Consider the following 11,205-nt stretch of genomic DNA (forward strand, 5'->3'; position numbering starts at 1 on the left):
CAGCAGACCTTCCGCCAGCGAACACCCCGCGGGACACGCCCACGTCCTCCCCGATGGGTGACCAACGCCCACACGCCGATGCCGCGGCGCGGCGGGAATTCAACCCGGCGTCAGCGCAGACTCCTGGGGGAAAGGTGTAAGGATGAGGCACCCCATGGCGGCGGACTCCGAGAGCACCTTTCGCATCCAGGCCCGAGCGGACCTGCATGCATCCGAGCGGGCCCAGAGCGACCCTTCCCGTGCGCAGCGAGGCCCGGGCACGCTGGCCGGGGAGTACGTCCTCAAGGCGCTGCTCGCCTCGGGCGGCCACGGCAGCGTGTATGAGGCGGAGCACCGCATCCTGGGCCGGCGGGCCGCGGTGAAGGTCCTCCACCCGCACCTGGCGGACCAGGGGGAGATGCTCAAGCGCTTCGTGCGCGAGGCGCGCGTGGTGAACCAGATTCGCCACCCCAACATCGTGGACGTGTATGACTTCGGGCTGATGCCGGACGGCAGCCCCTACTACGTCATGGAGCTGCTCACCGGCCGCACGCTCAGCCAGGTGGTGCAGGAGCGCGGGCGGCTGTCATCGACGCGCGCGCTCGCGTACCTGGAGCCCGTCTGCGGCGCGCTGGAGGCCGCGCACCGTGCGGGCGTCGTCCACCGCGACTTGAAGGCCAGCAACATCCTCGTCGTGGAGGAAGGTGAGCGCCCCCGGGTGAAGCTGCTGGACTTCGGCATCGCCAAGCTGCTGCACGCCGAGCCTTCGCAGGAAGGGCTCACCATCGCCGGCCAGCGGCTGGGCACCGCGCACGCCATGGCGCCCGAGCAGTTCCGCGGCGGACCCATTGGCCCGCACACGGACATCTACGCGCTGGGCGTGCTGCTGCATCAGCTCATCACCGGCCGCTATCCCTTCCAGTGTGAGGACCGGATGGAGCTGGAGCGGCTGCACCTGGAGGCGCCCGCGCCCCGGCCCAGCGCCCTCGCCGCGGTGTCCCCGGCGGTGGACGCGGTGGTGCTGCGCTGCCTGGAGAAGGACGGCAGCCGCCGCTTCGGCAGCGTGACGGCCTTCCTCGCCGCGCTCAGCGAAGCGGCCGAGGAGCCCGTCCAGCCCACGCGCCGCACGCGGCTGGCGCTGGCCGTCCACGCCGAGGTCGTCCTCGCCGCCTCCGCCCAGGATGATGACGCCGTGTACGCGGTGCTCGCGGACGTGCTGGATGGGCTCGAGCAGGGCCTGCGCGGCGGCGGCTTCCTGCTGGCGCTCCAGTCCGGTACCTCCCTGCTGGCCGTGCACCCGCTGGACCACGGCGCCCCCAGCGCCGAGCGCACCGAGTACCTGCGCGAGGCGGAGCGCACGCTGCGGGTGCTCCAGGACATGGCGCAGAAGCTGGCGGACCCGGTGAACGCCCGCGTCCACCTCTGTGTCCACCTGGGCCAGGCGGAGACGCGCGGCGACGCCTCGGAGTCGGAAGTCGTGGGAGGCCCCGTCACCGACGTGGGCACCTGGCGCCTGCGCACCGCGGATGGCTTCGCGCTCACACCAGCGGCGTCGCTCGCCCTGGAGTTCGACGAGAGCGACTAGCTGACGGAAAACACGTATCTGTTATCAGCTTGCGAGCAGGTGAGCGTGACGTCGTCGCCCATGACACACACCAGGTGTCTCCGGGCAGACCCCCACCCGAATATTCCCGCCGGGCCATATTTTCTCACGGCTTGAACACCGTCACACTGGCTTCACCCATCAGCGACAGTGTTTGAGTTCGTAGGAGCTGGAACTGATGGCATCCGGGGAGCAGGCAGTTCTCGCTCCCCGAAACGGGGGAAAGCCATGCGTCTCATGCCAGCGTTTCTGTCTGGATTCCGAATCAATCACTGCCTGAAACACCTGCACCGGCCGCGCGTCGCCGGAGGGCTGCTGGGGCTGGCGCTGGGATTCGGAGGCGGGGCATGTGGTCCAGCGGAGCTTGCCGGTGATACGTGGACGCTGCGCGAAGCCCACGGGTCGGCCGAATCAGGCAACGGCTTGTCGACCAATGGCTTGTCAACCAATGGCCTTTCGACCAACGGACTGTCCACCAATGGCTTATCAATCAATGGGCTCTCCACGATTGGATTCTCCCACTGGTTCAACCAGGACCCCGCACGCGCCGATGAACTCATGCGTTACATCATCCGGTGCGCGGTGAAGGCGAATCAGCAGCGCAAGTACACCAACCCGGTGACGGGGGTGAAGTACACCTGGGAGGGAGGCCTGGGCCTCGCACCCAACTGGGCCACGGGCGCACCGGCGACAGCCCAGGAAGAAGAAATCGTCTCAGCCTGCCTGGCGGCCCATGCGAACAAGTTCGGGATTTCCGTCGCCATCTCCGTGCTGGGCCGCGACGCGCGGGGCAGTGCCCTGCCGTACACGGAGCAGGAGCTGTCCACGTTCAGCGAGCGGGAGGCGTGCTTCTTCGGCAACCTCTTCGACGGCACCGGCGTCTTCGCCGCCACGGACCGCGGCTACCTGCGCGAGGACGAAAGCACCGTGCGCGCCTGCGGCCTGCCCTCGAGCCCCGCCCACGCGGACTGCCTGCCCATCATCCACGCGGGCACCTGCGAGTCGCTCTGCCAACGCGCCGCCACGGCGGCCTTCCCCTTCGACTGGGAGTCGGACAGGAAGAACCCGCCCCCCTACGGCGAGCCGCCCTATTACGAAACCTGCACGTATAACGGACGGACCTTCCAGCCGCTCACGACGCGTCTGCAGCCACGCGACATCCACCGCTGTGGAGACGGCGTCTGTCAGCTCACGGAACGTTGCGGTGACGGCGTCGTGGCGGGAAGCTGCCAGGCGGACTGCGGCACGTGCCCCTACTGATGCAGCGGGTGCTCGGATGGAACACACTGCCTCCGTCCTGCGGCGCACGCTCTCACCATCCTTCCGTCCCTTGCCCCTGACCGCCATGACAGTGTTGACTACGCGGGTCTGTCGCGACTCGGGGATTTTCCACGAACAGACACCACACCGCTGGAGCCGGACGTGATGACGCTGCGAGCGAGGGTGATGCTGATGTCGGCGGTGGCACAGCGGCGCGGAACACTGCGGCGCGCCTTCGACACGCTCCAGGGCCCCACCGTGAATGGCGTGCGGCTTCGCGCGCCGCGGTCCTCCACACGGGAGGCGGCGCTGCTGGAGGAGACGGTCCGCGAACGGACTGCGGCGCTGGAGGCGGCCAACGTCAAGCTGTCCCGCAGCCTGGAGCAGCTGCGCGCCACCCAGGCGCAGCTGCTGTTCGCGGATCGGCTGATTGCGCTGGGCCGCATCGCCGCGGGCGTGGGACACGAAATCAACAACCCGCTGGCCTTCATCCTCAGCAACCTGGAGTACATCCACCAGGAGCTGCAGCAGAAGGAGCACCTGTCCGAGCAGGACCGGCAGGAGGTGCTGGAGGCGCTGGCGGAGACGCGCGACGGCGCAGAGCGCATCCGCCTCATCGTCCGGGACCTGCAGACGCTGTCACGCGCAGAGGACGTGGGCACGGGCCCGTCGGACCTGGGCTCGGTGGTGCGCACGGCGGCGAAGATGGCCATGCACGAGCTGCGGCACCGCGCGCGGCTGGTGGTGGAGTGTGAGGGCCTGCCGCCGGTCCAGGGCAACGGCGCGAGGCTGGGCCAGGTGTTCCTCAACCTGCTGCTCAACGCGGCGCAGTCCATCGTCCCCGGCGAGGTGGAGAAGAACGAGGTCCACATCGTCGCCTGCGAGTCGAAGGCCGGACGGGTGGCGGTGGAGGTGCGCGACACCGGCTGCGGCATCTCCCCGGAGCATCGCGAGCGCATCTTCGACCCGTTCTTCACCACCAAGCCCCTGGGCGTGGGCACGGGCCTGGGGCTGGCGGTGTGCCATGGCATCGTGACGTCGCTGGGAGGCACCCTGACGGTGGAGAGCGCCCCGGAGCGGGGCAGCATCTTCCGCGTCACGTTGCCCGTGGCCGGCGCCTTCGCCCAGGCGCCTCGCGCTTCGCAGCAAGCGGACGCGGTGGCTTGAGCGATTCTGGCGCCAGGCTCGCGTCGTACGGCGTCATCCCCTGCATCGGCGGCGCGTAGAGGTGCAGGGACACCGCGCCATGGCGGGACGCATTGTCGATGCGGTGGATGGTGTCCGGAAACTCCACCAGCAGGTCGCCCTCGCTCGCGCCCACGATGACCTCGGGCACCAGCCGGTCCCCCGCCCACGCGAAGCGCGTCTCTCGAAGCATGCCCCGCACCAGCCAGGAGGCGCCCCCGGAGCCGCCATGGTCATGGACGCGGGACGCCTGCCCGGGGAGCCAGGAGACGAGCAGCAGCTCGCACGCCGCCGTCCGGGAAATCGTCTGCCGCGCGTAGCCCGAGGGTTCGAAGCGCACCAGTTTGTCCAGCAGTCCCCAGTCGACCCTGCTGGAGCGCAGCCGCTCCAACAGCCATGCCATGGAGACGATGTCTTCTGTCTGTTCCGGCAATGGCCAGCCGAGCAGCGCCTGGGCCACCGCGCCGTGCTCACGCTGGTCGATGATGGGCTCGCGCATGGTGTTTCCCCCGCGTGTGCGACGGAGTGTGAGCACGGAACAGGCCCCTGCCCAGGGAGGAGGGCCGGGCATCCGGGCCCGGCGCTTGGACACCCGGCCGCCACCAGAGGATGCCAGCGAGCAGGTCAGGACCTACGATGGGTGCGTGCGAGCACTGGGGTGGTGGGATGTGGCCATCGTGGGGGGAGGCGCCAGCGGCACGCTGCTGGCCGTGCACCTCCTGAGGAGCGCGCGGGCGCCGCTCCATGTGGCCTTGGTGGAGCGGAGCGGGCGGGCGGGCCTGGGGCTGGCGTACTCGACGACGAGCCCGTGTCACCTGCTGAACGTGCCAGCGGCGCGGATGGGGGCCCTCGCGGACGACCCGGAGCACTTCCTGCGCTGGGTGCGCCGTGAGCTGCCGGACACGGCGCCCGGCGCGTTCGTCTCCCGCCAGCGCTATGGCCGCTACCTGGAGTCGGTGCTGCGCGACGCGCGCGCCCAGGCCGCGCAGGGCGTGCATCTGGAAGTGGTGACCAGCGACGTCGCCTCGGTCGAGGAGACGGACGACGGCGCGGTGCGCGTCGCGCTGGCGAGCGGGGAACAGCTGGAGGCCCGGACCGTGGTGCTGGCCCTGGGCAATGCGCTGCCCTCCAACCTGCGCGTGCCCGACGGCGGGCTGTACGCCAGCCGCCGGTATCACCGCTCCCCCTGGGCTCGAGACGCGCTCCGGGGCGTGTCCGCCGCCGATGACGTGCTGCTCATCGGCACGGGGCTCACCATGGTGGACACCGTGTTGTCGCTGATGGAGCAGGGACACCAGGGACACATCCATGCGCTGTCCCGGCACGGCCTGTTGCCCCACGTGCACCAGGAGCTACCCCGGGCAGGCGCCGCGACATATGCCTCGCCCGGCCTTCGGGAGGCGCTGCGGGCCCTTCGCCAGGAGGTGCGGCGCGAGCGCGGCGACATGAGCGCGACGGGCACGCACTCCGTTCCCGTGCGCATCCGCCCCATCCTCCACCTCTTGCGCCGGGAGGTGCGGCGCGCGGCGGAGGCGGGCGCGGACTGGCGGACGGTGGTGGACGCGCTGCGGCCCGTGACGATACCGCTGTGGCAGCGATTGCCGGTGGGCGAGCGGCAGCGCTTCCTCCGGCACCTGCGCTCGTACTGGGACGTGCACCGGCACCGGATGGCGCCCAGCATCGGCGAGATGGTGGAGCGCCTGCGGCGCGAGGGCCGGCTGACACTCCATGCGGCGCGTGTCCGGGGCTTCGCGCTGGAGGCGTCCGGCGTGGGAGTCCGCGTGCGCCGTCGGGGCCAGGGCGAGGAGGAGACGCTGCACGTCCAGCACGTCATCAACTGCACGGGTCCGGAGGGCGCCATGACGCGCGGCCATCCAGTGCTGGGTGGGCTGGTGGAGGCCGGGCGGGTGCGCCCGGACGTCCTGGGCATGGGACTGGCCACGGACGCTGACGGCGCGCTGCTGGACGCGGGCGGACGCGCGTCTGGACGCCTCTACACCCTGGGCCCGCCGCGCCGGGGCGAGCTGTGGGAGACGACGGCCGTCCCCGAGATTCGAGGACAGGCGCGGGAGCTGGCGTGGCACCTGCTCCAGCGCCTGTCATCCACGCGCGCGCCTTGGCCGGTGATGGAAGCGGCGGGCGCTCCGCTCGACGGGTAGCGCCCGGCGTTACTCGGCGGACACCGCCACGATGCCCAGCCCTTCCACCGTGAGCTGCACCCGGTCCCCCGGGCGCAGCAGGTGCGCCGCGGTGGCGGCGCCCGCGAGCACGATGCTCCCCGCCGGCAACACCTGGCCGCGCTGGGCCAGCAACTCACACAACTGGATGACGGAGATGACCGGGTCACCCGAGATGGCATCCGAGCGGGCGGATTGAACGGGCTCGCCATTCACCGACAGGGTCATCTCCAGCCGCGTGAGGTCCATCGCGCGCGGAGGATGCTCGGTGGTGCCCAGCACGAACAGCGAGGACGACGCGTTGTCCGCCACCACGTCCGGCAGGGAGAAGTACTTGAAGTCGCGGTAGCGCGAGTCGAGGATTTCCATCGCCGCGAACACGGACTCGCAGGCGTCCAGCACCTCGTCGCGCGTCACCGTGCCGCGAAGCTCACGCGCGGTGCGGAAGGCAATCTCCGGTTCGATTTTGGGGTGGACGCCCCGTGACAACTGAATCACGCCGCCGGCGGGCACCTGCATCCGGTCCGTGAGTACGCCATACACGGGCGAGTCCAGGTTCATCTGCTTGCGCTTGGCCTCGGAGGTGAGGCCCATCTTCAAGCCCACCACGCGCTCGCCGTGGGACAGGCGCAGCCGGATTCCGGCCTCCTGGATGGCGTAGGCATCCGGCACGCTCAACGCGGGTTGCTCGCGGGTGAGGGGCGCCACCTCGCGACGCTCCAGCCTGGCCGAGTCCAGGAAATGTGCCAGTGCTTCGTGGTCCACGGTCGCGGTCATCCCCGCCCCTCTCTTGGTCGTTCCGGCCACGCCAGGATGGCGCACCGCCCGGATGGTGGCGCGGAGCTTCCGGCACCCGAACGCGGACGCGCAAGTCTCGCGAACGCGGCCCGGCCTGAAGCGGACGCTGGCCTTTCAGCTTGCCGTGCTACATAGCGCAGAGCCCCCGGCCGGGTGGGATTCTCCGAAGGAGCTGTTTTCATGCGATACCCCAGCATCATCGCGGCCCTGCTTTTCACCGCCACCACCGCGAGCGCCCAGGAATACGACGAGCACGCCCACGACGGCTTCTACCTGCGCCTGCAGGTGGGCGGTGGCTATCTCCGAGCCAAGGCGACTGACGTCTCGCCCGACCTCGTGGTGAAGGGCGGCGGCGCCAACATCAACGCGGAGCTCGGCTTCGCGCTCGTCAACAACTTCATCCTCTACGCGAAGTTCTACGGCGCGTCCGCCCCCAACCCGAGCCTCCAGCTGGGGGACCTCACCGTCGAAGGGCAGAACGCGGACTTGAGCGAGAACTTCGGCGCCGTGGGCTTGGGCGTCACCTATTACATCATGCCCGCGAACGTGTATCTGTCCGGCGCGCTCACGTACACGCAGCTCAGCGTCACCGACGACGGCGAGAAGGTGGCCGAGTCGGACATCGGCGGCGGCCTGCACCTGGGCGTGGGCAAGGAGTGGTGGGTGAGCAAGAACTGGGGCCTCGGCATCGGCGCCGAGCTGGCCCTGGGCCGCATCCGGAACGAGTCGAACAGCGATAGCTGGAACGTCACCAACGTGTCGCTCGTCTTCTCCGCGACGTACAACTGAACGGCGCCGCCGCGGACGCCAGCCTCAGCCCTGTTGGTTGAGGCTGGCCGCGAGCGCGCGCACCGCCACGCGCGGGCTGAAGCGCACGCCCAGGGTCCCCACCCAGTTGAGCAGTCCATGGATGGAGAGCACCCGGCCGCGCATCATCATCGCGTAGGCATGGGCGGCCACGTCCTCCGCCTTGGCAACGCCCGGCCGCTGGAACAGCCGCGTCTGGCCGTTGCCCGCGCGCTGGGTGAACTCCGTGTGCGTGGCCCCCGGGCAGTGGCACGTCACCGTCACTCCCGTGCCCTTCAGTTCATGCGCCAGCGCCTCCGACAGGGACACCACGAAGGCCTTGGTCGCGAAGTACGTGGCCATGAACGGGCCGGGCTGGAAGGCCGCGGTGGAGGCGACATTGAGGATGCGCCCGCTGCCCCGCTCCCGCATGGGCCGCGCGAACAGGTGCGACAGCTTCAGGAGGGCGGTGCAGTTGACCTCCACCATCTCCGCCTCGCGCGCCAGGTCCTGCTCCAGGAAGGGACCGCACGAGCCGAAGCCCGCGTTGTTCACCAGGAACTCCACCGCCAGCCCCTTCGCGCGCACGGCCTCGAAGAGCTGCTCGGGAGTCTCCGGCCGGCCCAGGTCCGCTGGGAAGACGTGTGCCTTCACACCATGGGCCTGCTCCAGCTTCGCCGCCAGCTCCTCCAGCCGAGGCGCGCTGCGCGCGACCAGGATGACGTCGTGCCCGTCCTTCGCGAACAGGTGTGCGAACTGCTCTCCCAAACCCGCCGAAGCCCCGGTGATGAGCGCCACTTTCCGCGACATGATGTCTCCTCCAGGTGCCGCGTTATAGCCGAGCGGCTCGCGCGTGGCGGTCTCCCGCCAACATTCATCCACCCCGGCAGGCGGGGCTGACGGGCGGCCTCGTGGCTTCAGGGAACGCCCACCGCTTGCCGCGTCCCGGTGGGGTGGCGAGCTTCCCGTCCACCCAGGGAGGGGCGACCTATGAAGCAAGGCATTCTCACGGGCTTCACCACCGGGCTGCTGACGGCCACCGCGGCCTCCGCATGCCCCACCTGCCGCCCCGACGTGGTGGCCGCCATCCTCGATGAGCACTTCTGGGGCCGGCTGTCCCTCACCGCCCTGCCCTTCCTCATCCTCGTCATCATCCTGGGCGCGCTGTTCTTCGCCACGCGAGAAATCCCTCCCCCCGTGCCGGCGAAGCAGCGCGCGCGGAGACAGGGGCGGGAGCGCTCCCGGTGAGCGCCCGGAATCGCGGCCCGCTCGTGCTCGCGGGACTGCTGCTGGGCGTGGGCCTGGGCGGCTTCGTCGACGGCATCCTCCTGCACCAGATTCTCCAGTGGCACCACATGCTCTCCACGCCACTGCCGCCCGATGACGTGGTCCGCATCAAGGTGAACATGTTCTGGGATGGCCTCTTCCATGCCCTCACCTGGGTGATGACGCTGGCGGGCGTGTGGACACTGTGGCGCGTGGGACAGCGCTCCGACGTGCCGTGGTCCACCAGGACCTTCGTGGGCGCCATGCTGGCGGGCTGGGGCCTCTTCAACGTCGTCGAGGGAGTCCTCGACCACCAGCTCTTCGACCTGCACCACGTCAAGCCCGGGCCGAACCAGCTCGCGTGGGATGTGGGCTTCCTCGTCTTCGGCGTACTGCTCATCGCCGTGGGCTGGGCGTTGGGCCGCGCGGGCCGTGAGGACCGGGTCCCCCGGGGCGGACTGCGCGTGCCCCACCCCGCGCACTGACAGCGGCTTCACCACCCGACGCAGCTGGCGGCCCCGCGCGTTCGCGCAGTGCGGCATTCCTCGTGCCTTCCAGGCGGGCGACCCCGATTCCATGACAGTGGACTGCGGGCGCGCGTGGCGCTGGTGAGGTACGGAGGGGCGGCGTACATTGCGCGCCCTCCCACAGGGCTGGCGGGGTTCACCGTCGCCGGGCCATGGGCAGGCGCTACCGGAGGGCTCGGCCATGGAGAAGGTACTCAACTACATCGGTGGTGAGCTGCTGCCCGCGCGCGGAGGCGGGTGGCTGGACAAGCCCGAGCCCGCGACGGCCGAGACGTATGCCCACGTGCCGGACTCCGATGCGTCCGACGTCCAGCACGCGGTGGAGGCCGCCGCGCGGGCCTTCCCCGCCTGGGCCGCCACCCCGGCCACCGAGCGCTCGCGCATGCTGCGCCGTATCGCGGACGGCATCCGGAGCCGCCTGGACGCCTTCGCCCGCGCGGAGTCCATTGACACCGGCAAGCCGCTGTCGGTCGCCTCCACGGTGGACATCCCGCGCAGCATCCTCAACTTCGAGTTCTTCGCGGACGCGGTGACGCAGTTCTCCAGCGAGGCGCACCAGACGGACGACGTGGCCCTCAACTACACCCTGCGCGCGCCGCTGGGCGTGGTGGGCTGCATCTCCCCGTGGAACCTGCCGCTGTACCTGCTGACGTGGAAGATTGCCCCGGCGCTCGCCATGGGGAACTGCGTGGTGGCCAAGCCGTCCGAGGTGACGCCGATGACGGCGTACCTGCTGGCCCAGGTCTGCCGCGACGTGGGTCTGCCGCCGGGCGTGCTCAACCTGGTGCACGGCCTGGGCCCCAAGGTGGGCGCCGCGATGAGCGAGCACCCGGACATCAGCGCCATCTCCTTCACCGGCAGCACCCGCACCGGCGCGGAGATTGCCCGCGTGGCGGCGCCCGCCTTCAAGAAGCTGTCGCTGGAGATGGGCGGCAAGAATCCCAACGTCATCTTCGCGGACTGCGACTTCGATGAGGCGCTGGCCACCACGCTGCGCTCGTCCTTCGCCAACCAGGGGCAAATCTGTCTCTGCGGCCCGCGCATCTTCGTCCAGCGGCCCCTCTACGAGCGCTTCAAGGAGGCGCTGGTCACCCGCACGCGCGCGCTCAAGGTGGGAGACCCGCTGGAGGCGGGCACGGACCAGGGCGCGCTCGTGTCGCAGCCGCACTTCGACAAGGTGCTGGGCTACGTGAGCCTGGCGAAGCAGGAGGGTGGCCGCATCCTCACCGGCGGACAGCGCGCCAACGTGCCCGGACGCTGCCGCAACGGCTGGTTCGTGGAGCCCACCCTCATCGAGGGCCTGGACGCGGGGTGCCGCACCAACCAGGAGGAAATCTTCGGCCCGGTGGCCAGCATCACGCCCTTCGACTCGGAGGACGAGGTGCTCGCGTGGGCCAACTCCACCCGGTACGGCCTGGCCGCCAGCGTGTGGACCCAGGACGTGAAGCGCGCGCACCGCTTCGCCTCGCGGCTGCACAGCGGCATCGTCTGGGTGAACACGTGGATGCTGCGCGATTTGCGCACGCCCTTCGGCGGCGTGAAGGACTCCGGTGTGGGACGCGAGGGCGGCTGGGACGCGCTGCGCTTCTTCACCGAGCCGAAGAACGTCTGCATCAAGCTGTGA

11 protein-coding genes are annotated in these 11,205 nt (G+C 70.2%); 8 read left to right on the top strand and 3 right to left on the bottom strand.

Annotated elements, in window-relative coordinates:
• Nucleotides 1–154: 154 nt before the first annotated feature.
• The 3 genes from BLU09_RS03520 to BLU09_RS03530 all read left to right on the top strand — a co-directional run bounded on the left by BLU09_RS03520 (nucleotide 155) and on the right by BLU09_RS03530 (nucleotide 4,009).
• Complete coding sequence (locus tag BLU09_RS03520) at nucleotides 155–1,564, top strand: serine/threonine-protein kinase (protein ID WP_090485375.1); 1,410 nt, start codon at nucleotides 155–157, stop codon at nucleotides 1,562–1,564.
• Nucleotides 1,565–1,810: 246 nt separating this feature from the next.
• Nucleotides 1,811–2,842 (top strand): hypothetical protein, encoded by a 1,032-nt coding sequence (locus BLU09_RS03525; protein WP_090485380.1) that lies wholly within the window; start codon nucleotides 1,811–1,813, stop codon nucleotides 2,840–2,842.
• 165 nt (nucleotides 2,843–3,007) lie between these two features.
• Nucleotides 3,008–4,009, top strand: coding sequence for a sensor histidine kinase (locus BLU09_RS03530; RefSeq protein ID WP_090485383.1), 1,002 nt, complete (start codon nucleotides 3,008–3,010; stop codon nucleotides 4,007–4,009).
• On the opposite strand, the gene BLU09_RS03535 is transcribed toward BLU09_RS03530, so the two are convergent.
• Nucleotides 3,939–4,526, bottom strand: coding sequence for a cysteine dioxygenase (locus BLU09_RS03535; protein ID WP_090485386.1), 588 nt, complete (start codon nucleotides 4,524–4,526; stop codon nucleotides 3,939–3,941). The genes BLU09_RS03530 and BLU09_RS03535 overlap by 71 nt on opposite strands.
• 145 nt (nucleotides 4,527–4,671) lie before the next feature.
• Here BLU09_RS03535 and BLU09_RS03540 point away from each other — a divergent pair, with 145 nt between their 5' ends.
• On the top strand, nucleotides 4,672–6,186 hold the full coding sequence (locus BLU09_RS03540) for an FAD/NAD(P)-binding protein (RefSeq protein ID WP_244171380.1): 1,515 nt from the start codon (nucleotides 4,672–4,674) through the stop codon (nucleotides 6,184–6,186).
• Nucleotides 6,187–6,195: 9 nt separating this feature from the next.
• Here BLU09_RS03540 and BLU09_RS03545 read toward each other — a convergent pair whose 3' ends face one another.
• Nucleotides 6,196–6,981: a 2-keto-4-pentenoate hydratase gene (locus tag BLU09_RS03545; RefSeq protein ID WP_090485392.1), complete on the bottom strand. Its 786-nt coding sequence runs from the start codon at nucleotides 6,979–6,981 to the stop codon at nucleotides 6,196–6,198.
• A gap of 201 nt (nucleotides 6,982–7,182) precedes the next feature.
• Here BLU09_RS03545 and BLU09_RS03550 point away from each other — a divergent pair, with 201 nt between their 5' ends.
• The gene (locus tag BLU09_RS03550; protein ID WP_244171381.1) at nucleotides 7,183–7,791 is read left to right on the top strand and encodes an outer membrane beta-barrel protein; all 609 of its coding nucleotides are present in this window, start codon (nucleotides 7,183–7,185) and stop codon (nucleotides 7,789–7,791) included.
• Nucleotides 7,792–7,815: 24 nt separating this feature from the next.
• Here BLU09_RS03550 and BLU09_RS03555 read toward each other — a convergent pair whose 3' ends face one another.
• Nucleotides 7,816–8,598, bottom strand: coding sequence for an SDR family NAD(P)-dependent oxidoreductase (locus BLU09_RS03555; RefSeq protein WP_090485399.1), 783 nt, complete (start codon nucleotides 8,596–8,598; stop codon nucleotides 7,816–7,818).
• Nucleotides 8,599–8,778: 180 nt separating this feature from the next.
• Here BLU09_RS03555 and BLU09_RS03560 point away from each other — a divergent pair, with 180 nt between their 5' ends.
• From BLU09_RS03560 to BLU09_RS03570, 3 genes are all read left to right on the top strand, one after another.
• A complete protein-coding gene (locus BLU09_RS03560; RefSeq protein WP_090485402.1) occupies nucleotides 8,779–9,036 on the top strand; it encodes a hypothetical protein in 258 nt (85 codons plus the stop codon).
• A complete protein-coding gene (locus BLU09_RS03565) occupies nucleotides 9,033–9,539 on the top strand; it encodes a DUF2243 domain-containing protein (protein ID WP_090485405.1) in 507 nt (168 codons plus the stop codon). Before BLU09_RS03560 ends, BLU09_RS03565 begins: the two co-directional genes overlap by 4 nt.
• A 223-nt stretch (nucleotides 9,540–9,762) precedes the next feature.
• Nucleotides 9,763–11,205, top strand: a complete 1,443-nt coding sequence (locus BLU09_RS03570; RefSeq protein WP_090485407.1) for an aldehyde dehydrogenase — start codon at nucleotides 9,763–9,765, stop codon at nucleotides 11,203–11,205.

Origin of the sequence: Myxococcus virescens (assembly GCF_900101905.1) — a bacterium.
GTDB lineage: Bacteria > Myxococcota > Myxococcia > Myxococcales > Myxococcaceae > Myxococcus > Myxococcus virescens.

Bases quoted from the DNA above. Each gene is read 5' to 3' on its own strand.
- BLU09_RS03545 (WP_090485392.1), bottom strand. From the start codon at position 6,981: ATGACCGCGACCGTGGACCACGAAGCACTGGCACATTTCCTGGACTCG.
- BLU09_RS03535 (WP_090485386.1), bottom strand. From the start codon at position 4,526: ATGCGCGAGCCCATCATCGACCAGCGTGAGCACGGCGCGGTGGCCCAG.
- BLU09_RS03570 (WP_090485407.1), top strand. From the start codon at position 9,763: ATGGAGAAGGTACTCAACTACATCGGTGGTGAGCTGCTGCCCGCGCGC.
- BLU09_RS03550 (WP_244171381.1), top strand. From the start codon at position 7,183: ATGCGATACCCCAGCATCATCGCGGCCCTGCTTTTCACCGCCACCACC.
- BLU09_RS03520 (WP_090485375.1), top strand. From the start codon at position 155: ATGGCGGCGGACTCCGAGAGCACCTTTCGCATCCAGGCCCGAGCGGAC.
- BLU09_RS03555 (WP_090485399.1), bottom strand. From the start codon at position 8,598: ATGTCGCGGAAAGTGGCGCTCATCACCGGGGCTTCGGCGGGTTTGGGA.
- BLU09_RS03530 (WP_090485383.1), top strand. From the start codon at position 3,008: ATGACGCTGCGAGCGAGGGTGATGCTGATGTCGGCGGTGGCACAGCGG.
- BLU09_RS03560 (WP_090485402.1), top strand. From the start codon at position 8,779: ATGAAGCAAGGCATTCTCACGGGCTTCACCACCGGGCTGCTGACGGCC.
- BLU09_RS03525 (WP_090485380.1), top strand. From the start codon at position 1,811: ATGCGTCTCATGCCAGCGTTTCTGTCTGGATTCCGAATCAATCACTGC.